Annotated in this window: 21 protein-coding genes and 2 tRNA genes; 20 read left to right on the plus strand and 3 right to left on the minus strand. The window is 62.6% G+C overall.

The genetic code is table 11. The features are described 5' to 3' along the window. Positions 1-61 precede the first annotated feature (61 nt). Positions 62-1735 (minus strand): DNA repair protein RecN, encoded by a 1674-nt coding sequence (recN, locus tag CAG41_RS11545; RefSeq protein WP_085707026.1) that lies wholly within the window; start codon positions 1733-1735, stop codon positions 62-64. Positions 1736-1974: 239 nt separating this feature from the next. Here recN and grpE point away from each other — a divergent pair, with 239 nt between their 5' ends. The 4 genes from grpE (at position 1975) to dapB (ending at position 6799) form a co-directional block, all read left to right on the plus strand. After that, on the plus strand, positions 1975-2541 hold the full coding sequence (grpE, locus tag CAG41_RS11550) for a nucleotide exchange factor GrpE (RefSeq protein ID WP_085578416.1): 567 nt from the start codon (positions 1975-1977) through the stop codon (positions 2539-2541). A gap of 102 nt (positions 2542-2643) precedes the next feature. Beyond that, a complete protein-coding gene (gene dnaK / locus CAG41_RS11555) occupies positions 2644-4560 on the plus strand; it encodes a molecular chaperone DnaK (protein WP_085578418.1) in 1917 nt (638 codons plus the stop codon). Between the two features lie 298 nt (positions 4561-4858). Beyond that, positions 4859-5983, plus strand: a complete 1125-nt coding sequence (dnaJ, locus tag CAG41_RS11560) for a molecular chaperone DnaJ (protein ID WP_085578420.1) — start codon at positions 4859-4861, stop codon at positions 5981-5983. Between the two features lie 9 nt (positions 5984-5992). After that, the gene (gene dapB, locus CAG41_RS11565; protein WP_085578422.1) at positions 5993-6799 is read left to right on the plus strand and encodes a 4-hydroxy-tetrahydrodipicolinate reductase; all 807 of its coding nucleotides are present in this window, start codon (positions 5993-5995) and stop codon (positions 6797-6799) included. 68 nt (positions 6800-6867) lie between these two features. Here the strand turns inward: dapB and CAG41_RS11570 are convergent, their stop codons facing one another. Further along, positions 6868-8283: a DNA cytosine methyltransferase gene (locus CAG41_RS11570; protein ID WP_085694968.1), complete on the minus strand. Its 1416-nt coding sequence runs from the start codon at positions 8281-8283 to the stop codon at positions 6868-6870. A gap of 288 nt (positions 8284-8571) precedes the next feature. Between CAG41_RS11570 and carA the strand changes: the two genes are divergently transcribed. The 4 genes from carA to CAG41_RS11590 all read left to right on the plus strand — a co-directional run bounded on the left by carA (position 8572) and on the right by CAG41_RS11590 (position 13955). Further along, a complete protein-coding gene (carA, locus tag CAG41_RS11575; protein ID WP_085578426.1) occupies positions 8572-9708 on the plus strand; it encodes a glutamine-hydrolyzing carbamoyl-phosphate synthase small subunit in 1137 nt (378 codons plus the stop codon). Between the two features lie 125 nt (positions 9709-9833). Next, on the plus strand, positions 9834-13055 hold the full coding sequence (gene carB, locus CAG41_RS11580) for a carbamoyl-phosphate synthase large subunit (RefSeq protein ID WP_085707027.1): 3222 nt from the start codon (positions 9834-9836) through the stop codon (positions 13053-13055). Next, complete coding sequence (greA, locus tag CAG41_RS11585; protein WP_085578431.1) at positions 13052-13528, plus strand: transcription elongation factor GreA; 477 nt, start codon at positions 13052-13054, stop codon at positions 13526-13528. Before carB ends, greA begins: the two co-directional genes overlap by 4 nt. Continuing rightward, the gene (locus CAG41_RS11590) at positions 13506-13955 is read left to right on the plus strand and encodes an MFS transporter (protein WP_085578433.1); all 450 of its coding nucleotides are present in this window, start codon (positions 13506-13508) and stop codon (positions 13953-13955) included. The genes greA and CAG41_RS11590 overlap by 23 nt, the downstream gene beginning before the upstream one ends. Positions 13956-13967: 12 nt before the next feature. Here CAG41_RS11590 and yhbY read toward each other — a convergent pair whose 3' ends face one another. After that, positions 13968-14276 (minus strand): ribosome assembly RNA-binding protein YhbY, encoded by a 309-nt coding sequence (gene yhbY / locus CAG41_RS11595; RefSeq protein WP_085578435.1) that lies wholly within the window; start codon positions 14274-14276, stop codon positions 13968-13970. A gap of 102 nt (positions 14277-14378) precedes the next feature. On the opposite strand from yhbY, the gene rlmE reads away from it, so the two are divergent. The 12 genes from rlmE to rbfA all read left to right on the plus strand — a co-directional run bounded on the left by rlmE (position 14379) and on the right by rbfA (position 26062). Continuing rightward, positions 14379-15002 carry a 23S rRNA (uridine(2552)-2'-O)-methyltransferase RlmE gene (rlmE, locus tag CAG41_RS11600; protein ID WP_085578437.1) on the plus strand — a complete coding sequence of 208 codons (624 nt, stop codon included), beginning with the start codon at positions 14379-14381 and terminating at the stop codon, positions 15000-15002. 212 nt (positions 15003-15214) lie between these two features. Continuing rightward, on the plus strand, positions 15215-17119 hold the full coding sequence (ftsH, locus tag CAG41_RS11605) for an ATP-dependent zinc metalloprotease FtsH (protein WP_085578439.1): 1905 nt from the start codon (positions 15215-15217) through the stop codon (positions 17117-17119). An 8-nt stretch (positions 17120-17127) separates the two neighbouring features. Beyond that, on the plus strand, positions 17128-17979 hold the full coding sequence (gene folP, locus CAG41_RS11610) for a dihydropteroate synthase (RefSeq protein ID WP_085578441.1): 852 nt from the start codon (positions 17128-17130) through the stop codon (positions 17977-17979). A 15-nt stretch (positions 17980-17994) separates the two neighbouring features. Then, positions 17995-19332 (plus strand): phosphoglucosamine mutase, encoded by a 1338-nt coding sequence (gene glmM, locus CAG41_RS11615; RefSeq protein ID WP_085578443.1) that lies wholly within the window; start codon positions 17995-17997, stop codon positions 19330-19332. Positions 19333-19397: 65 nt separating this feature from the next. Then, positions 19398-20153: a triose-phosphate isomerase gene (gene tpiA, locus CAG41_RS11620; protein ID WP_085578445.1), complete on the plus strand. Its 756-nt coding sequence runs from the start codon at positions 19398-19400 to the stop codon at positions 20151-20153. 4 nt (positions 20154-20157) lie between these two features. Next, positions 20158-20541, plus strand: a complete 384-nt coding sequence (gene secG / locus CAG41_RS11625) for a preprotein translocase subunit SecG (protein WP_085631752.1) — start codon at positions 20158-20160, stop codon at positions 20539-20541. Positions 20542-20563: 22 nt separating this feature from the next. Continuing rightward, positions 20564-20649, plus strand: a tRNA-Leu gene (locus CAG41_RS11630). A 98-nt stretch (positions 20650-20747) separates the two neighbouring features. Further along, positions 20748-20824: transfer RNA gene (locus CAG41_RS11635), tRNA-Met, on the plus strand. Positions 20825-20951: 127 nt separating this feature from the next. Then, positions 20952-21410 carry a ribosome maturation factor RimP gene (gene rimP / locus CAG41_RS11640; RefSeq protein ID WP_085638536.1) on the plus strand — a complete coding sequence of 153 codons (459 nt, stop codon included), beginning with the start codon at positions 20952-20954 and terminating at the stop codon, positions 21408-21410. A 59-nt stretch (positions 21411-21469) separates the two neighbouring features. After that, positions 21470-22951 carry a transcription termination factor NusA gene (nusA, locus tag CAG41_RS11645; protein ID WP_085578449.1) on the plus strand — a complete coding sequence of 494 codons (1482 nt, stop codon included), beginning with the start codon at positions 21470-21472 and terminating at the stop codon, positions 22949-22951. Between the two features lie 27 nt (positions 22952-22978). Next, positions 22979-25501, plus strand: a complete 2523-nt coding sequence (gene infB / locus CAG41_RS11650) for a translation initiation factor IF-2 (protein ID WP_085578452.1) — start codon at positions 22979-22981, stop codon at positions 25499-25501. Between the two features lie 159 nt (positions 25502-25660). After that, positions 25661-26062, plus strand: a complete 402-nt coding sequence (gene rbfA / locus CAG41_RS11655) for a 30S ribosome-binding factor RbfA (protein ID WP_085578454.1) — start codon at positions 25661-25663, stop codon at positions 26060-26062. Positions 26063-26066: the final 4 nt, after the last annotated feature.

Raw genomic sequence — 26066 nt, forward strand, 5'->3', positions numbered from 1 at the left:
CGTCAGGTTCGCGAAACGAACGAAGGCGACCCGAGGGTCGCCTTCGTGCTTTGTGCAGGGGTCAGGCCTTTGCGGCGACGACCATCTTTTTGGCGTGTGCCAGGGACTCCTTGGTCAGGTCGATGCCGCCGAGCATCCGCGCCACCTCTTCTATGCGGTCGTTCTTGCCCAGCCGGGACACGGCCGTGTGGGTGGCCTGTTCGCCACGCACCTTGTGCACGAACAGGTGCTGGTGACCTTGGGCCGCCACCTGCGGTAGGTGGGTCACGGTCAGCACTTGGCCCCGTTCGCCGAGGCGCCGCAGCAACTGGCCGACAATCTCTGCCGTCGGCCCGCCGATCCCCACGTCCACTTCGTCGAACACCAGCGTCGGCACGCGGGAGGTCTGGGCGGTGATGACCTGGATCGCCAGGCTGATCCGGGAGAGTTCGCCGCCGGACGCCACCTTGGCCAGCGCCTTGAGCGGTTGGCCCGGGTTCGCGCTGACCAGCAGTTCTACGTGCTCCAGGCCGTTGGGCTGCAGCTCGTCGCTGTCGTTGGGGCGAAGCTCGATGGTGAAGCGGCCGCCCGGCATGCCCAGGCGTTGAATCTCCTGCTTCACCGCGCCGGCCAGGCTGCCGGCGGCCTGATGCCGCAAGTCACTCAGCTCCCGGGCCTTCTCCTGATAATGACGGGCGAAAGCGTTGAGCTCCTCGCCCAGCCGCTCGATGGATTCGTCATTGGCGTTCAGGGTTTCGATTTCGTCCAGCAGCCTCTGCTGCAGTTCGGCGACCTCGGTGGGTTGGATCCGGTGTTTGCGCGCCAGGGTATAGATGGTGTCCAAACGTTCTTCCAGATACTGCAGGCGTGCCGGATCGGCGTCGAAGTTGTCGAGGAACCGGTTGAGTTCGCCCACGGCCTCTTCGACCTGGATCTGCGCGCTGGTCAGCAGGCTGCTGGCCTCGTTCAGGGCGCCGATGGTGCTGTTGACGCTGGTCAGGCGATTGAGGCAAGCGGTCAGGGCGCTCAGCACGTTGCCGGAATCGCTTTCGCTGCAATGGTCAACCACTTGTCGGCAAATGCCGAGCAGGGCCTCAGCGTTGGTCAGGTTCTTGTGTTCCTGCTCCAGCTCTTCCAGCTCGTTTTCGCCGAGCCCGAGGTTTTCCAGCTCTTCGAGCTGATAGCTGAGCAATTGGTGGCGTGCCCGCTGCTCGTCGCCGGAATTGGAGAGACGCTCCAGTTCCTGGCGGGTCTGGCGCCAACGCTGGGCGGCCAACTGCACCTGGCGGGCGAGGTCGGTGGCGCCGGCGTATTCGTCGAGCAGGCGTCTGTGGGTGTCGGTCTTGAGCAGCGATTGGTGTTCGTGCTGGCTGTGGATGTCGATCAGCAGTTCGCCGAGGGCCTTGAGGTCGCCCAAGGGGCAGGGGGTGCCGTTGATGTAGCCGCGGGAGCGGCCCTCGCTGGTGATGACCCGGCGCAGGATGCACGGGCCATCGGTTTCCAGGTCCCGTTCGGCCAGCCAGGCGCCGGCCTCGGGGATGTCGCCCAGGTCGAAGGTCGCCAGGATGTCGGCCTTGTCGGCGCCGGGGCGCACCACGCCGCTGTCGGCGCGGTCGCCGAGGGTCAGGCCCAGGGCGTCGAGCATGATCGACTTGCCGGCGCCGGTTTCACCGGTGATCACGCTCATCCCGCGATCCAGCTCGAGATCGAGGTGTTCGACGATGGCGTAGTTGTGTACGGACAGGTGCACCAGCATGTGGGCCGCTCCCAGGCTTGAGGTCTGGTTATTTATACAGTGTTTTGTTTTGGGCTGACAATGCCTTCCCTTAGCTCGATTGGCTTGGATGCGATCGGCGGTTATCGCGTGCGGGAATGACAATGCGGCACTTTTTTGTAGGGTTAATCGCGCCAGGCCCTTGAAGCCTGATTTTGCGGCCCCATATACGGGGCAGAAGCGCGGGTAGAGCCCGCGGACGAAATTGAGAGGAGAATTCTATGGCTGACGAACAGACAGTGGATACGCAAAATCCAGAAGCCAATCAGGCGCCCGAGGCGTCGGGTGATGACCTGGCGACCCGTGTGCAAGTGCTCGAAGAGCAACTGGCCGCCGCGCAGGATCAATCTCTGCGCGTAGCCGCCGATCTGCAGAACGTCCGCCGCCGTGCCGAGCAGGACGTCGAGAAGGCGCACAAGTTCGCGCTGGAGAAGTTCGCCGGCGACCTGCTGCCGATCGTCGACAGCCTGGAGCGCGGCCTCGAGCTGTCGAGCCCGGACGACGAAAGCATCCGTCCGATGCGCGAAGGCATCGAACTGACCCTGAAGATGTTCCACGACACCCTCAAGCGCTACCAGCTCGAAGCGATCGACCCGCATGGCGAACCGTTCAACGCCGTTCACCATCAGGCGATGGCCATGCAGGAGAGCGACGATGTCGAGCCGAACAGCGTCCTGAAAGTGTTCCAGAAGGGCTACCAGCTCAACGGCCGCCTGCTGCGTCCGGCGATGGTCGTGGTCAGCAAGGCGCCGGCGCCGATTTCGCCTTCGATCGACGAGAAGGCTTGAAATCTGCCGTAAGGCCCCCATTTAGAAGTCAAGCGTTTAAGTGCTACCGCAGTTGGCCAAGACCGCTGCGGCAACCAAATCCAAAGTTTCGGGAGAGTGAACATGGGCAAAATTATCGGTATCGACCTGGGGACTACCAACTCCTGCGTCTCCGTGCTGGAAAACGGCAAGGCCAAAGTGATTGAGAACGCCGAAGGCGCGCGCACCACGCCTTCGATCATCGCTTACGCCAACGACGGCGAAATCCTGGTCGGCCAGTCCGCCAAGCGTCAGGCGGTGACCAACCCGCACAACACACTGTTCGCGGTGAAGCGTCTGATCGGTCGTCGTTTCGACGAAGAAGTCGTGCAGAAAGACATCAAGCTGGTGCCTTACAAAATCGTCAAGGCCAGCAACGGTGATGCATGGGTCGAGGCCGCCGACAAGCAAATGGCTCCGCCGCAAATCAGCGCCGAAGTCCTGAAAAAGATGAAGAAGACCGCCGAAGACTATCTGGGCGAAGCGGTTACCGAAGCGGTCATCACCGTTCCGGCCTACTTCAACGACAGCCAGCGTCAGGCCACCAAGGACGCCGGTCGCATCGCCGGTCTGGACGTCAAGCGCATCATCAACGAACCGACGGCCGCTGCGCTGGCCTACGGTATGGACAAGGCCAAGGGCGATCACACGGTCATCGTTTATGACCTGGGTGGCGGTACTTTCGACGTGTCGGTCATCGAGATCGCCGAAGTCGACGGTGAGCACCAGTTCGAAGTATTGGCCACCAACGGCGATACGTTCCTGGGTGGTGAAGACTTCGACATGCGCCTGATCGACTACCTCGTCGACGAGTTCAAGAAAGAGTCGGGCATGGATCTGAAGAACGATCCGCTGGCGCTGCAGCGTCTGAAAGAAGCCGCCGAGAAGGCCAAGATCGAACTGTCTTCTTCTCAGTCGACCGACGTCAACCTGCCGTACATCACTGCAGACGCGTCCGGTCCGAAGCACATGAACGTGAAGATCTCCCGTGCCAAGCTGGAATCGCTGGTCGAAGATCTGGTGAACCGTACCATCGAGCCATGCCGCATCGCCCTGAAAGATGCCGGCATCGACGCCAGCCAGATCAACGACGTGATCCTGGTCGGCGGTCAGACCCGTATGCCGCTGGTGCAGAAGGCAGTGACCGATTTCTTCGGTAAAGAAGCACGTAAAGACGTCAACCCTGACGAAGCTGTTGCCATGGGTGCTGCGATCCAGGGCGCCGTTCTGGCTGGTGACGTGAAAGACGTCCTGCTGCTCGACGTCAGCCCGCTGACCCTGGGCATCGAGACCATGGGCGGCGTGATGACCGCGCTGATCGAGAAGAACACCACGATTCCGACCAAGAAATCGCAAGTGTTCTCGACCGCCGACGACAACCAGGGCGCCGTGACCATTCACGTCCTGCAGGGCGAGCGCAAGCAAGCCGCACAGAACAAGTCCCTGGGCAAGTTCGACCTGGCCGACATTCCGCCGGCTCCGCGCGGCGTGCCTCAGATCGAAGTGACCTTCGACATCGACGCCAACGGCATCCTGCACGTCGGCGCGAAAGACAAGGCCACCGGCAAGACCCAGTCGATCGTGATCAAGGCCAACTCCGGCCTGTCCGACGAAGAGATCGAGCGCATGGTGCGTGACGCCGAGGCCAACGCCGAGGAAGACCGCAAGTTCGAAGAGCTGGCCGCTGCCCGTAACCAGGGTGACGCACTGGTTCACTCGACCCGCAAGATGATTGCCGACGCGGGCGACAAGGTCACCGCCGAAGAGAAGACTGCGATCGAAGCGGCTGTGGTTGCCCTGGAAGCCGCCGTCAAGGGCGACGACAAGGCTGCCATCGACGCGAAGGTCGAAGAGCTGTCCAAGGTCTCCGCTCCGGTTGCCCAGAAGATGTACGCCGAACAGGCCCAGCCTGCCGAAGGCGCGGCACCGCACGACGAGAAAGCCGAAAAGGCTGACGATGTCGTCGATGCCGAGTTCGAAGAAGTCAAAGACCACAAGTAAGTTGTTGGTCGGCCGGTTGACTGCCGTTGGGCGGTGACTGGTAGGATGTCGCCGCGCGGGAGCTTGCTCCCGCGTTGGCGTATCTGGAATACGCGAATTTTTACAGCATGCGACAACGTTCGGATGCTGGCGGCATGGCCGGAAATGCTCCTGCTTTTCGCGCCGCAAGTGCCGCATCGGATCAAAGACCAGGATCGTTGAAATTGACGTGAGTTGGGTCCGGGCCTGTTTGGGGGCTCAACGAGTTCGGCGAAGCTCAGGAGGGGTTTGCCGAACGTCCTTAAGAGTGCGAAGACTTATGGCAAAGCGTGACTATTACGAAGTGTTGGGTGTGGAGCGCGGCTCAAGCGAAGCCGAGCTGAAGAAGGCTTACCGCCGCCTGGCGATGAAGCATCACCCGGACCGTAATCCTGATGACAAGGCGTCGGAAGAACTGTTCAAGGAGGCCAACGAGGCCTACGAAGTGCTGTCCGACTCCAGCAAGCGCGCCGCCTACGACCAGTACGGCCACGCCGGCGTCGACCCGAGCATGGGCGGCGGCGGTGCTGGCTTCGGCGGCCAGAACTTCTCCGACATCTTCGGCGACGTGTTCAGCGACTTCTTCGGCGGCGGCCGCGGCGGTTCCCGCGGCGGCGCACAGCGCGGCAGCGACCTGCGCTACACCCTGGAGCTGAACCTGGAAGAGGCGGTGCGCGGCACGACCGTGAACATCCGCGTTCCGACGCTGGTGAACTGCAAGCCTTGCGACGGCTCGGGCGCCAAGAAGGGTTCCTCGCCGTCCACGTGCCCGACCTGCGGCGGCATCGGCCAGGTGCGCATGCAGCAGGGCTTCTTCTCGGTGCAGCAGACCTGCCCGCGCTGCCATGGCCAGGGCAAGATCATCACCGACCCGTGCGACTCCTGCCACGGCGAAGGCCGTGTCGAAGAGTACAAGACCCTGTCGGTGAAAGTGCCGGCCGGCGTCGACACCGGCGACCGCATCCGTCTGTCCGGCGAGGGTGAGGCGGGCACCCAGGGCGGGCCGACCGGCGATCTCTACGTGGTGATCAACGTGCGCGAGCACGCGATCTTCCAGCGCGACGGCAAGCACCTGTTCTGCGAAGTGCCGATCAGCTTCGTCGATGCGGCGCTGGGCGGCGAGCTGGAGATCCCGACCCTTGATGGCCGGGTCAAGCTGAAGATCCCGGAAGGCACCCAGACCGGCAAGCAGTTCCGCGTGCGCGGCAAGGGCGTGGCGCCGGTGCGCGGCGGCGGTGCGGGCGACCTGATGTGCCGGGTGGCGGTCGAGACGCCGGTCAACCTTGACCGTCGTCAGCGTGAGCTGCTGGAGGAGTTCCGCAGTTCGCTGGCGGGCGACAACAGCCATTCCCCGAAAACCGCCGGTTGGTTCGACGGCGTGAAACGCTTCTTCGGCGATCTGTAAGGAGTCGGCATGCGACGTATAGCTGTGATGGGCGCTGCCGGGCGCATGGGCAAGATCCTGGTCGAGGCGGTGCAGCAACGCGCACCGCTGACCGGCCTGACGGCCGCCATCGTTCGTCCCGGCAGCACGCTGATCGGGGTGGATGCCGGTGAGCTGGCTTCGCTGGGCCGCATCGGCGTGCCGCTGTCCGGCAACCTGGAGTCGGTGGCGCAGGAATTCGACGTGCTGATCGACTTCACGCTGCCGGAAGTGATGCTGAAGAACCTGGCGTTCTGCCGCAAGGCTGGCAAGGCCATGGTGATCGGCACCACCGGTCTGGATGCTGCCCAGAAGCAGATCCTGGCCGAGGCCGGCCGGGAGATCCCGATCGTGTTCGCCGCCAACTTCAGCGTCGGCGTCAACCTGTCCCTGAAGCTGCTCGACATGGCGGCGCGGGTGCTGGGCGACGAGGCGGACATCGAGATCATCGAGGCTCACCACCGGCACAAGATCGACGCGCCGTCGGGCACCGCGCTGCGCATGGGCGAAGTGATCGCCGATGCGCTGGATCGCGATCTGCAGAAGGTGGCGGTGTACGGCCGTGAAGGACATACCGGCGCCCGCGAGCGGGAGACCATCGGTTTCGCCACCGTGCGCGGCGGCGATGTGGTGGGCGATCACACCGTGCTGTTCGCCTGCGAGGGCGAGCGCCTGGAGATCACCCACAAGGCCTCGAGCCGCATGACCTTCGCCAAGGGCGCGGTGCGTGCCGCGCTTTGGCTGGATGCCCGCGAGCCGGGTCTGTACGACATGCAGGACGTGCTGGACCTGAAGTAAGGGATCAGCAAGCAAACAAACAAAAGGCGCCTAAGGCGCCTTTTGTTTTGCCCGGTGTTTGCCTCGGGTCAGGCCAGTTCGAGGTTGAACTGGTGCTTCTGCTTCTGCTGTTCGAACAGATTAAGCCACTCGGTGTGGGACGTGGCCTGGTAGCGCGAAAACGGAAAGTTCTGCGGAGGGACGGTGTCGGTGCCGGCCAGCAGTTGGCGGATCAGCCTGCCGACCGCATGGCCGAGGCTCACCGGCACGGCGTTGCCGACCTGCTTGTACTGCTCGATCAGCGGGCCCGCCAGTTGCCAGTCGTCCGGAAACTCCTGGATGCGTTTGTACTCCTGGATCGACAGCGGACGGTCTTCCTCGGGGTGGGCCAGGTCGGTGGCCGGCATGGCCGGATGGGTCACCAGGGTCGGGGACGGCTTGTCCCAATGCAGGCGTCGCAGGAAACCGGTTTTGCCGCCGCCGGAAAAGTACGATTTGCCGAGGGCTTCCTGTTGCAGCTCTGGCGTCAGGCTGCGCCAGTTCTGTCCGGCCTTGAGCATGCGGTAGTACTTGAGGCGTTTTTCCGGGAAGTTCAGGTGCGTGTGCTGGCCGATGCCCTGCAGGGCGCCGCGCAGTTTGTTCCAGACCGGCAGGCCGTGGGAGCCGTCCTCGGAATGCGTAGGCGTCAGGAAAGGCGCTTCCTTGCCGTCGCGGGAGCAGATGATGATCACCCGCTCGCGGATCTGCGGCGTGCCGAAGTTGGCCGAGTTGTAGAGGTTGAACGTGCAGGTGTAGCCCGCCCGCTTGAGCACGCTGATGACGAAGTTCAGCGCGCCGCCCTTCATTTCGTCGAGGGACAGGTCCGGGAATTCGCTGCCGCGCTGGTTGTGCGGGCGGTGATCCATCGGACACGACAGCAGGCCGCGCACGTTCTCGATGACGATGAAGCGCGGGCGGATCTCCAGGGCGAGGTCGATGTACTTGAGGAAGGCGTTGCCGCGGTCGTCATTGAACGCCTTGCGCTTGCCGGCGGTGCTGAACGCCTGGCAGGGCGGGCCGCCGACGATCAGGTCGACGTCTTCGGCGCGCACTTGGGCAGCTTCCAGGATCCGCTCGGCGGTGCAGTCGTTGATGTCGCCGAGCAGGGCGGTGTTGGGGCGGTTCAGGGCGATGGTCTGGCGGCAGTGCTTGTTCGACTCGCACGCCAGGCGGATGTCGAAGCCAGCCTTTTCCAGGCCCAGGTCCAGGCCCATGGCGCCGGAGAAGAAGCTCAGGGCGATCGGTTTGCGTGAGTCGGACGACGTCTGGACGGCGTAGGCAGGGTGGTCTTGTGCGATCATGTGTGCGGTTCGAAGGCCGTAGTTTTTCAGGCTGGCTTGCTCGACGATCCAGGTGTTGCCGATCTTCTCGGACTGGAGCTCGCCGCAGCGGCATAAGGTTCTGACCCGCTGCGTGCTGACGTTCAGCAGTGCGGCGGCGTCGGCGATGCTGAGATGGGTACTCATCGCGGGTTTCTTTCTCGAAACTTGAGATGGGTACCCATTCTAGAGAGGGGCAAAGGGGTGTCAACCGCAGGGACGGTTTAATCTCAATTTGCCCTGCCGGCGTCCTGTCGAGTTTGTGCGAACCTACCCTTTCGATTTTGAAGGCATTCCTGTAAGCTACAGCTTTAGTGTGTCCACTAAAAGCGCGCAGAATAATTCAGTGAAGAAGCGGGGTGACGTGTCCATACGTCACTCCGCTTTTTTACAACCTGCGATTGCCCCTTCATGCGTTATTTACGGGAGGTCTTCTTGACTAAGCCAGCCATACTCGCCCTTGCTGATGGCAGCATTTTTCGCGGCGAAGCCATTGGAGCCGACGGTCAGACCGTTGGTGAGGTGGTGTTCAACACCGCAATGACCGGCTATCAGGAAATCCTTACCGATCCTTCCTACGCCCAGCAGATCGTTACCCTGACCTACCCGCACATCGGCAACACCGGCACCACGCCGGAAGACGCCGAGTCCAACCGCGTGTGGTCGGCCGGCCTGGTCATCCGCGACCTGCCGCTGGTGGCGAGCAACTGGCGCAACACGATGTCCCTGTCCGACTACCTGAAGGCCAACAACGTCGTGGCCATCGCCGGTATCGACACCCGTCGCCTGACCCGTATCCTGCGTGAGAAAGGCGCGCAGAACGGCTGCATCATGGCCGGCGACAACATTTCCGAAGAAGCCGCCATCGCCGCCGCGCAAGGCTTCCCGGGCCTGAAGGGCATGGACCTGGCCAAAGTCGTCAGCACCAAGACCCAATACGAATGGCGCTCCACTGTCTGGGATCTGAAGACCGACAGCCACGCCACCCTCGAAGCCTCCGAGCTGCCTTACCACGTCGTCGCCTACGACTACGGCGTCAAGGTCAACATCCTGCGCATGCTGGTCGAGCGCGGCTGCCGCGTCACCGTGGTGCCGGCCCAGACCCCGGCCGCCGACGTGCTGGCCCTCAAGCCGGACGGCGTGTTCCTGTCCAACGGCCCTGGCGATCCGGAGCCGTGCGACTACGCGATCCAGGCGATCAAGGATGTGCTGGAAACCGAGATCCCGGTGTTCGGCATCTGCCTCGGCCACCAGCTGCTGGCCCTGGCCTCCGGCGCCAAGACCCTGAAGATGGGCCACGGCCACCACGGCGCGAACCACCCGGTGCAGGACCTGGACACCGGTGTCGTGATGATCACCAGCCAGAACCACGGTTTCGCGGTAGACGAAGCGACCCTGCCGGCCAACGTCCGTGCGATCCACAAATCGCTGTTCGACGGCACCCTGCAAGGCATCGAGCGCACCGACAAGAGCGCGTTCAGCTTCCAGGGCCACCCTGAAGCGAGCCCGGGCCCGAACGACGTGGCGCCACTGTTCGACCGCTTCATCAACGAGATGGCCAAGCGACGCTGAGCGTTGCCTTGAGACTGTAGCGAGAAGCCCTTCGAGGGCGGCCCCGCGACCGGCGGCCCCCTCGATACTTCAGAAATCGATCAGGACGGCTTGCCGACTGACCTGCGGATTTGAGTGACAAACCCATGCCAAAACGTACAGACATTAAAAGCATCCTGATTCTCGGCGCCGGCCCGATCGTGATCGGCCAGGCCTGCGAATTCGACTACTCCGGCGCCCAGGCCTGCAAGGCCCTGCGCGAAGAGGGTTACCGCGTCATCCTGGTGAACTCCAACCCGGCCACCATCATGACCGACCCGGCCATGGCCGACGCCACCTACATCGAGCCGATCAAGTGGCAGACCGTCGCCAAGATCATCGAGAAAGAGCGTCCGGACGCGCTGCTGCCGACCATGGGTGGCCAGACCGCGCTGAACTGCGCCCTGGACCTGGAGCGCGAAGGCGTACTGGAAAAGTTCGGCGTGGAAATGATCGGCGCCAACGCCGACACCATCGACAAGGCCGAAGACCGCTCGCGCTTCGACAAGGCCATGAAGGCCATCGGCCTGGAATGCCCGCGCTCCGGCATCGCCCACAGCATGGAAGAAGCAAATGCGGTGCTTGAGCGCCTGGGCTTCCCGTGCATCATCCGTCCGTCCTTCACCATGGGCGGCACCGGCGGCGGCATCGCCTACAACCGTGAAGAGTTCGAAGAGATCTGCGCCCGCGGCCTGGACCTGTCGCCGACCAAGGAACTGCTGATCGACGAATCCCTGATCGGCTGGAAAGAATATGAGATGGAAGTTGTCCGCGACAAAAAGGACAACTGCATCATCGTCTGCTCGATCGAGAACTTCGACCCGATGGGCGTGCACACCGGCGACTCGATCACCGTGGCCCCGGCCCAGACCCTGACCGACAAGGAATACCAGATCCTGCGCAATGCCTCCCTGGCGGTGCTGCGTGAGATCGGCGTCGAGACCGGCGGCTCCAACGTGCAGTTCGGCATCTGCCCGAACACCGGCCGCATGGTCGTGATCGAGATGAACCCGCGGGTGTCCCGTTCGTCGGCCCTGGCCTCGAAGGCCACCGGTTTCCCGATCGCCAAGGTCGCCGCGAAACTGGCCGTCGGCTACACCCTCGACGAGCTGTCGAACGACATCACCGGCGGCAAGACCCCGGCGTCCTTCGAGCCGTCCATCGACTACGTCGTCACCAAGCTGCCACGCTTCGCCTTCGAGAAGTTCGCCAAGGCCGACGCACGCCTGACCACCCAGATGAAATCGGTGGGTGAAGTCATGGCCATCGGCCGTACCTTCCAGGAATCCCTGCAGAAAGCCCTGCGCGGCCTGGAAGTGGGCGTCTGCGGCCTGGACGAGAAGCTCGACCTGAGCAACCCGGAAAGCATGAGTGTCCTCAAGCGCGAACTGACCGTGCCGGGCGCCGAGCGCATCTGGTACGTGGCGGACGCGTTCCGTGCCGGCCTGACCGTCGAAGACATCTTCGGCATGAACATGATCGACCCATGGTTCCTGGTGCAGATCGAGGACCTGGTCAAGGAAGAAGAGAAGGTCAAGACCCTCGGTCTGTCGGCCATCGACCGCGATCTGATGTTCCGCCTCAAGCGCAAGGGCTTCTCCGACCAGCGTCTGGCCAAGCTGCTGGGCGTCACCGAGAAGAACCTGCGCACCCACCGCCAGAAGCTGGAAGTGTTCCCGGTCTACAAGCGCGTCGACACCTGCGCCGCCGAGTTCGCCACCGACACCGCCTACCTGTACTCCACCTACGAGGAAGAGTGCGAAGCGGCGCCGTCCGGCCGCGACAAGATCATCATCCTCGGTGGCGGCCCGAACCGCATCGGCCAGGGCATCGAGTTCGACTACTGCTGCGTGCACGCGGCACTGGCGCTGCGCGATGACGGCTACGAGACCATCATGGTCAACTGCAACCCGGAAACCGTCTCCACCGACTACGACACCTCCGACCGCCTGTACTTCGAGCCGGTGACCCTGGAAGACGTGCTGGAAATCGTCCGCGTCGAGAAGCCGAAAGGCGTGATCGTCCAGTACGGCGGCCAGACTCCGCTGAAACTGGCCCGTGCCCTCGAAGCGGCCGGCGTGCCGATCATCGGCACCAGCCCTGACGCCATCGACCGCGCCGAAGACCGCGAGCGCTTCCAGCAGATGGTCGAGCGCCTGAACCTGCGTCAGCCGCCGAACGCCACCGTGCGCAGCGAAGACGAAGCCGTCCGCGCCGCCGCCAAGATCGGCTACCCGCTGGTGGTGCGTCCGTCCTACGTGCTGGGCGGCCGGGCGATGGAAATCGTCTACAAGGAAGAAGAGCTCAAGCGTTACCTGCGCGAAGCGGTGCAGGTGTCCAACGACAGCCCGGTGCTGCTGGACCACTTCCTCAACTGCGCCATCGAGATGGACGTGGATGCGGTCAGCGACGGCAAGGACGTAGTGATCGGCGCGATCATGCAGCACATCGAGCAGGCCGGCGTTCACTCCGGTGACTCCGCATGCTCGCTGCCGCCGTACTCGCTGCCGGCGCACATCCAGGACGAGATGCGCGAACAGGTCAAGAAAATGGCCCTGGAACTGGGCGTGGTCGGTCTGATGAACGTGCAGCTGGCGCTGCAGGGCGAAGACATCTACGTCATCGAAGTCAACCCGCGCGCGTCCCGTACCGTGCCGTTCGTGTCCAAGTGCATCGGCGTTTCCCTGGCGATGATCGCGGCCCGCGTAATGGCCGGCAAAACGCTGAAAGAACTGGGTTTCACCAAGGAAATCATCCCGAACTTCTACAGCGTGAAAGAGGCGGTGTTCCCGTTCGCCAAGTTCCCTGGCGTCGACCCGATCCTCGGCCCAGAAATGAAGTCCACCGGTGAAGTGATGGGCGTCGGCGACACCTTCGGCGAAGCGTTCGCCAAGGCCCAGATGGGCGCCAGCGAAGTGCTGCCGAACGGCGGCACCGCATTCATCAGCGTCCGCGACGACGACAAGCCGCTGGTGGCGGGCGTGGCCCGTGACCTGATCGGCCTGGGCTTCGAAGTGGTGGCCACCGCCGGCACAGCCAAGGTGATCGAGGCCGCAGGCCTGAAGGTACGCCGCGTGAACAAGGTGACCGAAGGTCGTCCGCACGTGGTCGACATGATCAAGAACGACGAAGTCACCCTGATCATCAACACCACCGAGGGTCGGCAGTCGATCGCTGATTCCTACTCCATCCGCCGCAATGCCCTGCAGCACAAGATCTACTGCACCACTACCATTGCTGCGGGCGAAGCCATTTGCGAAGCGCTGAAGTTCGGTCCCGAGAAGACCGTGCGCCGCTTGCAGGATCTACACGCAGGATTGAAGGCATGAACAAATACCCAATGACCGTCCGGGGCGCCAAGGCCCTGGAGGAAGAGCACACGTTCCTGAGCAAGGTCGAGCGTCCGCGCTTGAGCCAGGCCATCGGCGAGGCCCGCGAGCTCGGTGACCTCAAGGAAAACGCCGAGTACCATGCCGCCCGCGAGGAGCAGGGCATGGTCGAGGCGCGGATCCGCGACATCGAAGGCCGTCTGCAGAACTCGGTGGTGATCGATGTCACCACCATCGCCCATACCGGCAAGGTGATTTTCGGCACCACCGTGGATCTGGAAAACACCGAGACCGGCGATCAGGTGACCTACCAGATCGTCGGCGAGGACGAAGCCGACATCAAGAAAGGCAGGCTTTCGGCGGCAGCGCCGATCGCCCGTGCGATCATCGGCAAGGAAGAAGGCGATACGGTCGTGGTCAAGACTCCGAGCGGCACGGTCGAGTACGAGATTGTCGAAGTCAAGCACATCTGACGCGATGTTCCGGGCGCCCACCCTTGAGGCCATCCTTTGGCAGCTGTCCCAGGTCTTCTGGGTCGGCGGCCTTTGGGTGTTTCATGTCGGATTGATTCCGGCGCTGAAGGTCAGCGGGCTGGCGCCGTTGCTGATCGACGACGTCGCGACGCAGATCGACCGTTGGTTGATCGGTGTGGCGGCGGTGGGAATGCTGGTTCAGCTGACGCTGCTGGCGAGGGTTGCCGGTGTCGCGGCATGGTGGCGGGTGTTCAGTGGCCGGGTGCTGCTGGTCGGCCTGGCCGCCTGCTTCGGCTATTACACGCTGCGCTACGGCGTGTCGGTCGATCAGCGCTGGCAGATGTACTGTTTCGTGGTGCTGGGGATCAGCGGCATCGTGCTGGTGGCCCAGTCCGTGCCGGTCAGGGTGCGCAAGCCGCACCGCTGACCGGGGCCACCGTCATTTGTAGCGGTGGATGTTCGACAGCTGCTTGTTCGGCTGCGGGTTCTTGCGGTACAGCAGCACCATCTTGCCGATGATCTGCACCTGCTCGGCGCGGCCGGCCTTGGCCAGCTCGTCCATGACGGCGCGACGGTCGTCGCGGTCTTCGAGCTTGACCTGCACCTTGATCAGTTCATGATCGGTCAACGCACGCTCCAGCTCGGCGAGAACACCTTCGGTCAGGCCGTTGCCGGCCACCATCAGAACCGGCTTCAGGTCGTGACCAATGGATTTGAATTGTTTCTTCTGCTCGTTGCTGAGCGGCATAATCTGACCCTTTCGTCTGGATTCTGTAAAAATGGCGGCCATTTTACCCGAGGGCTCGTGGATCCGCCCGATAAATCACGACCCTTATCATCGAGGTGCCCAATGGCGCGTTCCAAGACAAGCCTTGGTTGGCTGAAACGACATGTCAACGATCCTTATGTGAAACAAGCGCAGAAGGATGGTTACCGCTCGCGCGCGAGCTACAAGCTTCTGGAGGTCCAGGAGAAGTACAAGCTGATCCGTCCGGGCATGAGCGTGGTCGACCTGGGCGCCGCGCCCGGCGGCTGGTCGCAGGTCACTAGCCGGCTGATCGGCGGCCAGGGCCGGCTGATCGCCTCGGACATCCTGGAGATGGACAGCATCCCGGACGTGACCTTCGTCCACGGCGACTTCACCCAGGACGAAGTGCTCGCCCGCATTCTTGAAGCCGTAGGCAATTCGCAGGTGGATCTTGTGATTTCCGATATGGCCCCCAATATGAGTGGTACGCCTGCCGTGGACATGCCCAAGGCCATGTTCCTCTGTGAGCTGGCCCTTGATCTGGCGGCCCGGATCCTCAAGCCTGGCGGCAATTTCCTAATCAAGATTTTCCAGGGCGAGGGGTTCGATGCCTATCTGAAGGACACTCGTCAGAAATTCGACAAGGTCCAGATGATCAAACCGGACTCTTCCCGCGACAGTTCCCGCGAGCAATACCTGCTGGCTTGGGGCTATCGCGGCGAGTGAAAGGCGTCAGGCCGGGGCTTTCAGAGGCGTCCCATAGTTTTTTGCAATGGGACACGGAACCTGGCCTGGAACAACATCGTGTAGTCTAGGTTTCACAAAGGGTTACAGACGGCGCCTGCAGTCGTGCGGGTAATGTAGTAAGTTAAGCCGGTGATTATCATGCGAGGCACGGCTGCGCCTGGCCTGCTTCAGAGGGTAACGAATTGAACGATATGGCAAAGAACCTGATTTTGTGGTTGATCATCGCGGCGGTCCTCGTGACTGTGATGAACAACTTCTCCAGTCCGAACGAGCCGCAGACCCTCAACTATTCCGACTTCATCCAACAGGTCAAGGACGGCAAGGTCGAGCGCGTGGCCGTCGACGGCTATGTGATCACCGGCAAGCGCAATGACGGCGACAGCTTCAAGACCATTCGTCCGGCCATCCAGGACAACGGGCTGATCGGCGACCTGGTCGACAACCATGTGGTGATCGAAGGCAAGCAGCCTGAGCAGCAGAGCATCTGGACCCAGTTGCTGGTGGCCAGCTTCCCGATCCTGGTGATCATCGCGGTGTTCATGTTCTTCATGCGCCAGATGCAAGGCGGTGCCGGCGGTAAGGGCGGCCCGATGAGCTTCGGCAAGAGCAAGGCGCGCCTGCTTTCCGAGGATCAGGTGAAGACCACCCTGGCTGACGTCGCCGGCTGCGACGAAGCCAAGGAAGAAGTCGGCGAGCTCGTCGAGTTCCTCCGCGACCCGGGCAAGTTCCAGCGTCTGGGCGGTCGCATCCCTCGCGGCGTTCTGATGGTCGGCCCTCCGGGTACCGGTAAGACCCTGCTGGCCAAGGCGATCGCCGGCGAAGCCAAGGTGCCGTTCTTCACCATTTCCGGTTCCGACTTCGTCGAGATGTTCGTCGGTGTCGGTGCCAGCCGTGTTCGCGACATGTTCGAACAGGCCAAGAAGCACGCGCCGTGCATCATCTTCATCGACGAGATCGACGCCGTGGGTCGCCATCGTGGCGCCGGCATGGGCGGCGGTCATGACGAGCGCGAACAGACCCTCAACCAACTGTTGGTCGAGATGGATGGCTTCGAGATGAATGACGGCATCATCGTCATCGCCGCGACCAACCGTCCTGACGTGCTCGACCCGGCGCTGCTGCGTCCGGGGCGTTTCGACCGTCAGGTGGTGGTCGGCCTGCCGGACATCCGCGGCCGCGAGCAGATCCTCAAGGTGCACATGCGCAAGGTGCCGGTGGGCGACGATGTCGCTCCGGCCGTCATCGCCCGCGGTACTCCGGGCTTCTCCGGCGCCGACCTGGCCAACTTGGTCAACGAGGCCTCCCTGTTCGCGGCCCGCGCCGGCAAGCGCATCGTCGAGATGAAGGAATTCGAACTGGCAAAAGACAAGATCATGATGGGCGCCGAGCGCAAGACCATGGTCATGTCCGAGAAAGAGAAACAGAACACCGCTTACCACGAGGCCGGTCACGCCATCGTCGGTCGCGTCGTGCCAGAGCATGACCCGGTCTACAAGGTGTCGATCATCCCGCGTGGCCGTGCGCTGGGCGTGACCATGTTCCTGCCGGAAGAGGATCGCTACAGCCTGTCCAAGCGCGCGCTGATCAGCCAGATCTGCTCGCTGTACGGTGGCCGTATCGCCGAGGAGATGACCTTGGGCTTCGACGGCGTCACCACCGGTGCTTCCAACGACATCATGCGTGCAAGTCAGATTGCCCGGAACATGGTGACCAAGTGGGGCCTGTCGGAAAAACTCGGTCCGCTGATGTATGCCGAAGAAGAGGGCGAAGTTTTCCTCGGACGCGGTGGTGGCGGTCAGAACGCGAGCTTCTCCGGCGAGACGGCCAAACTGATCGACTCCGAGGTGCGCAGCATCATCGACCAGTGCTACGGCACCGCCAAGCAGATCCTCACGGACAACCGTGACAAGCTCGACGCCATGGCCGATGCGCTGATGAAATACGAAACGATCGATGCCGAGCAGATCGACGACATCATGGCCGGACGCGAACCGCGCGAGCCTCGCGACTGGTCGGGCGGCACCGGTACGCCTCCGCCCGTGGTGCGGGATGAGCGTCCGGAAACTCCGATCGGCGGCCCGGCAGCTGACGTTTAAGGTTTGAAATGACTTCTGCTCAGTCCCTGACCCGGTTGCCTTGCGGCAACCGGGTTCTTGATTTGGCCCGGACGCATGTCATGGGCATTCTCAATGTCACTCCCGATTCTTTCTCCGATGGCGGCCGGTACGGTCAGCTCGATGCTGCGTTGCGCCATGCCGAAGCGATGGTGCAGGCCGGCGCGACGTTGATCGATGTCGGTGGCGAATCCACCCGGCCCGGTGCGCGGGCGGTTTCTCCGCTGGAGGAGCTCGAGCGCGTGGCCCCGGCCGTGGAGCGGATCGCCCGGGAGCTGGATGTGATCATTTCGGTCGACACGTCGACCCCGTCGGTGATGCGCGAGACGGCTCGGCTGGGGGCGGGGTTGATCAACGACGTGCGCTCGTTGCGCCGGGACGGTGCATTGGATGCGGCGGCGGCCACGGGTTTGCCGGTGTGCCTCATGCACATGCTGGGCGAGCCTGGCGACATGCAGGACAATCCGCGGTACCAGGACGTCACCCGTGAAGTGGGCGAGTTTCTGGTCGAGCGGATGTCGGCGTGCGCCGCGGCGGGCATTCCTGCCGAGAGGATCATTCTCGACCCCGGTTTCGGTTTCGCCAAAACCCTGCAGCACAATCTAAGCTTGTTCAAGCACATGGAGTCCCTGCATGCGCTTGGGCGGCCGCTGCTTGTGGGCGTGTCCCGCAAGAGCATGATCGGGCAGACCTTGAATCGCCCCGTGGATGAACGTTTGAGCGGTGGTCTGGCACTGGCGGCGCTGGCGTCGGTCAAGGGTGCGCGCATACTGCGCGTGCATGACGTGGCGCAAACGGTGGATGTCGTGCGGATGATCGAAGCCGTGGATTCGGCCGAATAGGAATATGGAGCACTTATGAGCAAGAAATATTTTGGCACCGACGGTATTCGCGGCCGGGTCGGTGAGTATCCGATCACTCCAGACTTCATGCTCAAGCTCGGCTGGGCGGCCGGCATGGCATTCCGCAAGATGGGCGCCTGCAAGGTGCTGGTCGGCAAGGACACCCGGATTTCGGGGTACATGTTCGAATCGGCGCTTGAGGCCGGCCTGACCTCCGCCGGGGCCGATGTGATGCTGCTCGGCCCTATGCCGACGCCGGCCATCGCCTACCTGTCGCGCACGTTCCAGGCCGAGGCCGGGATCGTGATCAGCGCTTCGCACAACCCGCACGACGACAACGGCATCAAGTTCTTCTCCGGCAAGGGCACCAAGCTCCCGGACGAGCTGGAGCTGATGATCGAAGAGCTTCTCGACACGCCGATGACCGTGGTCGAGTCGAGCAAGATCGGCAAGGTCTCGCGGATCAACGATGCCTCGGGCCGCTACATCGAATTCTGCAAGAGCAGCGTGCCGTCCGGCACCAGCTTCTCGGGCCTCAAGATCGTGATCGACTGCGCCCACGGTGCGACCTACAAGGTGGCGCCGAGCGTGTTCCGTGAGCTGGGCGCCGAGGTCGTGGTGCTGTCGGCCCAGCCGAATGGCCTGAACATCAACGACAACTGCGGCTCGACCCACATGGGGCCGTTGCAGGCCGCGGTGCTGGCGGAGCACGCCGACCTGGGCATCGCCTTCGACGGTGACGGCGACCGGGTGCAGATGGTGGATCACACCGGCGCCGTGGTCGACGGCGACGAGCTGCTGTTCATCATCGCGCGGGACCTGCACGAGCGCGGCAAGCTTCAGGGCGGTGTGGTCGGCACCTTGATGAGCAATCTCGGGCTGGAACTGGCGCTGGCCGATCTGGGCATCCCGTTCGTGCGCGCCAATGTCGGCGACCGTTATGTCATCGCCGAACTGCTGGAACGCAACTGGTTGGTGGGCGGTGAGAACTCAGGGCATGTCGTGTGCTTCAACCACACCACAACCGGGGATGCGATCATCGCGGCGCTGCAGGTGCTGATGGCGCTGAAGACCCGCAACGAAGGGCTGGCCCAGACCCGCCAGGCGCTGCGCAAGTGTCCGCAGGTGCTGATCAACGTGCGTTTCGGCGGCGGCGAAAGTCCGCTTGAGCATCCTGCTGTCAAAGAAGCCAGTGCCCGTGTCACCCAGGCGATGGCCGGTCGTGGCCGCGTTCTGCTGCGCAAGTCCGGGACAGAGCCTTTGGTGCGTGTCATGGTCGAAGGCGAGGACGAGGCCCAGGTTCGCGGCTACGCCGAAGAGCTGGCAAAACTGGTGACTGAAGTTTCTGCATGATTCGGCTTGCCAGCCATGATTGTGTTGGGTAACATCTGCGCCCACTTTGACCGACGAGGTAAAGCATGCGTCGCCCTATGGTAGCTGGTAACTGGAAAATGCACGGTACCCGCGCCAGCGTCGCTGAGCTGATCAACGGCCTCCGTCATCTGGCATTGCCAAGCGGCATTGATGTCGCGGTATTCCCGCCTTGCCTGTTCATCAATCAAGTGATTGATGGCCTGAAAGGAAAATCGATTTCGGTCGGTGCGCAGAATTCTGCGGTGGAATCCATGCAAGGTGCCTTGACGGGTGAGATCGCTCCGAGTCAGTTGGTGGACGCAGGTTGTTCCCTGGTGCTTGTCGGGCACTCCGAGCGTCGCCAGATCATGGGTGAGCGTGACGGGATGCTGAACCGCAAGTTCGCGGCGGCACAGGCCTGCGGTCTGGTTCCGGTGCTCTGCATAGGGGAAACCCTTGAGCAGCGCGAAGCTGGACAGACCCTTGAGGTTGTCGGGCGTCAGCTGGGCAGCATCATCGAAGAGTTGGGGGTGGGTGCCTTTGCAAAGGCGGTCATCGCTTACGAGCCGGTCTGGGCCATTGGCACCGGGCTGACTGCGACGCCGCAGCAGGCTCAGGATGTGCACAAGGCCATCCGCGAGCAATTGGCGGCAGAGAATCCTGAAGTGGCACGAGGTGTGCGGCTTCTGTACGGCGGCAGCGTGAAGGCGGCCAATGCGGCTGAACTGTTCGGCATGCCGGATATCGATGGGGGGCTCATTGGTGGAGCTTCCCTGAATGCAGATGAGTTCGGTGCGATTTGCCGCGCCGCGGGAAACTGAAAAAATGCTGGAAACAGTCGTAGTCGTTTTTCATCTGCTGGGTGCATTGGGCGTAGTTGCTCTGGTTTTGCTGCAGCAGGGTAAGGGAGCGGACGCTGGTGCGTCTTTCGGAGCAGGTGCTTCAAATACTGTGTTCGGAAGCCAAGGTTCCTCTACCTTTCTTAGTAAGTTTACTGCTATACTCGCCGCCGGTTTCTTCATAACCAGCTTAGGGTTAGGATACTTTGCTAAAGAGAAGGCTCATCAGCTGACTCAAGCAGGTCTGCCAGATCCAGCGGTGTTGGAAGTTCCAAAGCAACAGCCGGCTTCTGATGATGTCCCGGTGCTTCAAGAGCAAAAGTCGGCCAACTCGGCGACTGACGTACCTCCAGCTCAAGAGCAGAAGTAAGAAGGGTTTCAAACGTAGTTTTGCCGAGGTGGTGGAATTGGTAGACACGCAACCTTGAGGTGGTTGTGCCCATAGGGTGTAGGGGTTCGAGTCCCCTTCTCGGTACCAATTAGTCAGGAGAGCCCGCTGTTGCGGGCTTTCTTGCAGGTGGAAGGTTGCATTGACCCTCGTTAGGGTTCGGTCGTATACTTTCGCCCCAGCTTTGTCGCGGGGTGGAGCAGTCTGGTAGCTCGTCGGGCTCATAACCCGAAGGTCGTCGGTTCAAATCCGGCCCCCGCAACCAGTTTAAGGAGCCCCTTCTTCAGGGGCTTTTTGTTAGCTGGACACTTTCAATGCCGCTGTCGCGCGGCAATCTCATGGTGGGCTTCTTGCCCATTTTTTATTTGCACAGCATGCACGAGGGGGTTCAGGTGTCGAGCAAGCTAGAACAGTTGCAGGCCTTGTTGGCCCCGGTGGTCGAGGCTCTTGGCTATCAATGCTGGGGGATCGAATTCATCTCTCAAGGCAAACATTCGGTTTTGCGGATCTACATCGATAAAGAGGGCGGCATCCTGATCGACGACTGCACGGCAGTGAGTCGTCAGGCCAGCGCGGTCCTCGATGTGGAAGACCCGATCAGTTCCGAATACACCCTTGAGGTGTCCTCTCCTGGCATGGATCGCCCGCTGTTCACTCTGGAACAGTTTGCTTCGCATGCCGGCGAACAAGTGAAGATCAAATTGCGTTCGCCTTTTGAAGGCCGGCGCAACTTTCAGGGCCTTCTGCGCGGAGTGGAAGAACAGGATGTCGTGGTGCAGGTGGATGACCATGAGTTCCTGTTGCCGATCGATATGATCGACAAGGCCAACATTATTCCCAGTTTTGACTGAGACCTGCCAGATACTGCGGATCCCGCGGATCCAATGGCTTGCGAAAGGCGAGGCGTACGATGAGCAAAGAAGTACTGCTGGTTGTTGAGTCGGTATCCAATGAAAAGGGTGTACCGGCAGGCGTGATTTTTGAAGCGCTGGAGCTGGCTCTGGCCACTGCAACCAAAAAACGTTTTGAAGACGAAGTGGACCTGCGTGTGGAAATCAACCGCCACACCGGTTCCTACGAGACTTTCCGTCGCTGGACGGTGGTCGAGGAAGCCGATCTGGACGATCCGGCCATCGAGACCTGGCCGAGCAAGGTTGCCGAAACGCACCCGGGCGCCAAGGTCGGCGACGTCGTCGAAGAGAAGATCGAGTCCATCGAGTTCGGCCGCATCGCGGCGCAGACCGCCAAGCAGGTCATCGTACAGAAGGTTCGTGAAGCCGAGCGCGCCCAAGTCGTGGACGCGTACCGCGAGCGCCTGGGAGAGATCATCTCCGGCACCGTGAAGAAAGTGACCCGCGACAACGTGATCGTCGACCTGGGCAACAACGCCGAAGCGTTGCTGGCCCGTGAAGACATCATCTCCCGCGAGACCTTCCGTGTCGGCGTGCGCCTGCGTGCGCTGCTCAAGGAAATCCGCACCGAGAACCGCGGCCCTCAGCTGATCCTGTCGCGCACCGCGCCGGAAATGCTGATCGAGCTGTTCCGCATCGAAGTGCCGGAAATCGCCGAAGGCCTGATCGAAGTGATGGCCGCCTCCCGGGATCCGGGTTCGCGCGCCAAGATCGCCGTCCGCTCCAAGGACAAGCGCATCGACCCGCAGGGCGCGTGCATCGGCATGCGCGGTTCGCGCGTCCAGGCCGTGTCGGGCGAATTGGGTGGCGAGCGTGTGGACATCGTCCTGTGGGACGACAACCCGGCGCAGTTCGTGATCAATGCCATGTCGCCTGCCGAAGTGGCGGCGATCATCGTTGACGAAGACGCCCACGCCATGGACATCGCGGTGGGTGCCGACAACCTCGCTCAGGCCATCGGCCGCGGCGGCCAGAACGTGCGTCTGGCCAGTCAGCTGACCGGTTGGACCCTGAACGTGATGACCGAATCGGACATCCAGGCCAAGCAACAGGCGGAGACCGGCGACATCCTGCGCAACTTCATCGACGAGCTGGAAGTCGACGAAGAGCTGGCCCAGGTGCTGGTCGACGAAGGCTTCACCAGCCTGGAAGAGATTGCCTACGTACCGCTGGAAGAGATGCTCAACATCGACGGCTTCGACGAGGAAATCGTCAACGAGCTTCGCGCTCGCGCCAAGGACCGGTTGTTGACCAAGGCCATCGCTACTGAGGAAAAGCTGGCAGACGCCCATCCGGCCGAAGACCTGCTCTCGCTTGAGGGCATGGACAAGGATCTGGCGGCGGAACTGGCGGTGCGCGGCGTAGTTAACCGCGAAGACCTGGCCGAGCAGTCGATTGATGACCTGCTCGACATCGACGGTATCGACGAAGAGCGTGCCGGCAAGTTGATCATGGCCGCCCGAGCCCACTGGTTCGAGTAATTAGGCGCGGCCTGAGGAGAGAAGTGCATGACGCAAGTCACGGTGAAACAACTGGCCGATGAGGTCAAAACACCGGTAGAGCGCCTGTTGCAGCAGATGCGTGAGGCAGGTCTGCCGCACACCGCCGCCGAAGAACATGTGACTGACAGTGAAAAGCAGTCCCTGCTGACTCACTTGAAGAGCAGCCACAAGGCGAAAGTGGAAGAGCCACGCAAGATCACGCTGCAGCGTAAAACCACCAGCACCCTGCGGGTGGCCGGCAGCAAGAGCATCAGCGTAGAAGTGCGCAAGAAGAAAGTTTTCGTGCAGCGCAGCCCGGAAGAGATCGAGGCCGAGCGTCAGCGTGAGCTGGACGAGCGCCGCGCCGTGGAAAACGCCGCCCGTCAAAAGGCAGAAGAGGAAGCCCGCCTGCGCGCCGAAGAAGAAGCGCGCCGTCAGCCTCCTGCTGCCCCGGCCGCTGCGGCCGAGCCTGTTGCAGCCCCGGCTCCGGTTGCCGAGCCTGTGCGCGAAGCGGTATCCGCAGCGCCGGCCGCTCCGGTCGTCGAAGTGCGCAAGCGTGACGACCAGCGTCGTCCGGACAAGCCACGCGCCGACGAGAACAGCCGTCGCGGCGGCGGTGACGGCGAGCGCAAGAACGCTCCGCACCGCGCATCGGTCAAGGAAAAGGCGCCGGCCCCTCGCGTGGCGCCCCGCACTACCGACGAAGAAAGCGATGGCTTCCGCCGCGGCGGTCGCAGCAGCAAGTCCAAGCTGAAGAAACGCAACGCCCACGGTTTCCAGAGCCCTACCGGGCCGGTGGTGCGTGACGTGAAGATCGGCGAGACCATCACTGTGGGCGATCTGGCCCAGCAGATGTCGGTCAAGGCTGCTGAAATCATCAAGTTCATGTTCAAGCTGGGCACCCCGGCCACCATCAACCAGGTTCTGGACCAGGAAACTGCCCAGCTGGTCGCCGAAGAACTGGGCCACAAAGTGACCCTGATCAGCGACACCGCCCTGGAAGATTCCCTGGCCGAGTCCCTGAAGTTCGAAGGCGAGGCGGTGCCTCGTGCTCCGGTCGTGACCGTCATGGGTCACGTTGACCACGGCAAGACCTCGCTGCTCGACTACATCCGTCGCGCCAAGGTCGCTGCGGGCGAAGCCGGCGGCATCACCCAGCACATCGGTGCGTACCACGTCGAAACCGAACGCGGCATGGTCACCTTCCTCGACACCCCGGGTCACGCGGCGTTCACCGCGATGCGTGCCCGCGGCGCCAAGGCGACCGACATCGTGATCCTGGTGGTCGCGGCCGACGACGGCGTGATGCCGCAAACCATCGAAGCCGTTCAGCACGCCCAGGCTGCTGGCGTGCCGCTGGTGGTGGCGGTGAACAAGATCGACAAGCCGGGTGCCGACCTCGATCGCATCCGCAGCGAGCTGGCGACCCACGGCGTGACGCCGGAAGACTGGGGTGGCGACACGCCGTTCGTTCCGGTTTCGGCGAAGATGGGTACCGGCGTCGACGAACTGCTCGAAGCCGTGCTGCTGCAGGCCGAAGTGCTTGAGCTCACCGCCACTCCGTCGGCCCCTGGCCGTGGTGTCGTGGTCGAGTCGCGTCTGGACAAGGGCCGCGGCCCGGTGGCCACCGTGCTGGTTCAGGACGGTACCCTGCGTCAAGGCGACATGGTGCTGGTCGGTTCGAACTATGGCCGCGTGCGCGCCATGCTCGACGAGAACGGCAAGCCGATCAAGGAAGCGGGCCCGGCCATTCCGGTCGAGATCCTCGGCCTGGACGGCACGCCTGACGCCGGTGACGAGATGAGCGTGGTGGCCGACGAGAAGAAGGCCCGTGAAGTGGCCCTGTTCCGTCAAGGCAAGTTCCGCGAAGTCAAGCTGGCCCGCGCCCACGCCGGCAAGCTGGAAAACATCTTCGAAAGCATGGGCCAGGAAGAGAAGAAGACGCTCAACATCGTCCTCAAGTCCGACGTCCGCGGCTCGCTGGAGGCCCTGCAAGGCGCCCTCAACGGCCTGGGCAACGACGAAGTGCAAGTGCGTGTGGTCGGTGGCGGCGTCGGTGGCATCACCGAATCCGACGCCAACCTGGCACTGGCTTCCAACGCCGTGCTGTTCGGCTTCAACGTGCGTGCCGATGCGGGCGCACGGAAGATCGTCGAGCAGGAAGGTCTGGACATGCGTTACTACAACGTGATCTACGACATCATCGAAGACGTCAAGAAGGCCCTGACCGGCATGCTCGGCAGCGATGTCCGCGAGAACATCCTGGGTATCGCCGAAGTGCGTGACGTGTTCCGTTCGCCGAAGTTCGGCGCGATCGCCGGTTGCATGGTGGTCGAGGGTGTCGTGCACCGTAACCGTCCGATCCGCGTACTGCGTGAAGACATCGTGATCTTCGAAGGCGAGCTGGAATCCCTGCGCCGCTTCAAGGATGACGCTTCCGAAGTCCGTGCCGGCATGGAATGCGGCATCGGCGTGAAGAGCTACAACGACGTCAAGGTCGGCGACAAGATCGAAGTCTTCGAGAAGGTTCAGGTTGCTCGCAGCCTCTGACTCGCGCACTTCGGGAGCCGCAACGGGCCGCCGCAGCGATCTGCGCAGCCCGTCCGGCGGACTCTAAACGCAACGCCCGGTCTGGCCTCCGCCAGGCCGGGCGTTTGCCGCTTTCAGACCTCACGGGTTTCGCCGTGGGGCAGTTACAGGTAACAAACCATGGCAAAAGAATACAGCCGTACCCAACGTATCGGCGATCAGATGCAGCGTGAGCTGGCCCAGCTGATCCGTCGTGAAGTCAAAGACCCGCGCGTCGGCCTGGTCACCATCACTGCGGTGGATGTCAGCCGTGACGTCGGTCACGCCAAGATCTTCATCACTGTGATGGGGCAGGACAACGCTGCCGACATCGCGCAGAGCATCAAGGTGCTGAACGCCGCCGCCGGTTTCCTGCGCATGCAGCTGGCCCGCGAAATGAAGCTGCGCAGCGTGCCGCAACTGCATTTCCACTACGACGAAAGCGTCGCCCGCGGCGCGCACCTGTCGGCCCTGATCGACCGTGCGGTGGCTGAAGACAGCCTGCACGAGACGGCGGCCGAACCCGAAGACACCAAGGAGTAATCCG

The sequence above is a fragment of the Pseudomonas sp. B35(2017) genome (genome assembly GCF_002113645.1).
GTDB classification, from domain to species: domain Bacteria; phylum Pseudomonadota; class Gammaproteobacteria; order Pseudomonadales; family Pseudomonadaceae; genus Aquipseudomonas; species Aquipseudomonas ekonensis.

Coding starts and splice junctions, on each gene's coding strand:
- folP (WP_085578441.1), top strand. CDS start 17,128: ATGACTTCTGCTCAGTCCCTGACCCGGTTGCCTTGCGGCAACCGGGTT.
- dapB (WP_085578422.1), top strand. CDS start 5,993: ATGCGACGTATAGCTGTGATGGGCGCTGCCGGGCGCATGGGCAAGATC.
- rbfA (WP_085578454.1), top strand. CDS start 25,661: ATGGCAAAAGAATACAGCCGTACCCAACGTATCGGCGATCAGATGCAG.
- dnaK (WP_085578418.1), top strand. CDS start 2,644: ATGGGCAAAATTATCGGTATCGACCTGGGGACTACCAACTCCTGCGTC.
- nusA (WP_085578449.1), top strand. CDS start 21,470: ATGAGCAAAGAAGTACTGCTGGTTGTTGAGTCGGTATCCAATGAAAAG.
- tpiA (WP_085578445.1), top strand. CDS start 19,398: ATGCGTCGCCCTATGGTAGCTGGTAACTGGAAAATGCACGGTACCCGC.
- CAG41_RS11570 (WP_085694968.1), bottom strand. CDS start 8,283: ATGAGTACCCATCTCAGCATCGCCGACGCCGCCGCACTGCTGAACGTC.
- yhbY (WP_085578435.1), bottom strand. CDS start 14,276: ATGCCGCTCAGCAACGAGCAGAAGAAACAATTCAAATCCATTGGTCAC.
- infB (WP_085578452.1), top strand. CDS start 22,979: ATGACGCAAGTCACGGTGAAACAACTGGCCGATGAGGTCAAAACACCG.
- recN (WP_085707026.1), bottom strand. CDS start 1,735: ATGCTGGTGCACCTGTCCGTACACAACTACGCCATCGTCGAACACCTC.
- glmM (WP_085578443.1), top strand. CDS start 17,995: ATGAGCAAGAAATATTTTGGCACCGACGGTATTCGCGGCCGGGTCGGT.
- greA (WP_085578431.1), top strand. CDS start 13,052: ATGAACAAATACCCAATGACCGTCCGGGGCGCCAAGGCCCTGGAGGAA.
- dnaJ (WP_085578420.1), top strand. CDS start 4,859: ATGGCAAAGCGTGACTATTACGAAGTGTTGGGTGTGGAGCGCGGCTCA.
- ftsH (WP_085578439.1), top strand. CDS start 15,215: ATGGCAAAGAACCTGATTTTGTGGTTGATCATCGCGGCGGTCCTCGTG.
- secG (WP_085631752.1), top strand. CDS start 20,158: ATGCTGGAAACAGTCGTAGTCGTTTTTCATCTGCTGGGTGCATTGGGC.
- grpE (WP_085578416.1), top strand. CDS start 1,975: ATGGCTGACGAACAGACAGTGGATACGCAAAATCCAGAAGCCAATCAG.
- carB (WP_085707027.1), top strand. CDS start 9,834: ATGCCAAAACGTACAGACATTAAAAGCATCCTGATTCTCGGCGCCGGC.
- rlmE (WP_085578437.1), top strand. CDS start 14,379: ATGGCGCGTTCCAAGACAAGCCTTGGTTGGCTGAAACGACATGTCAAC.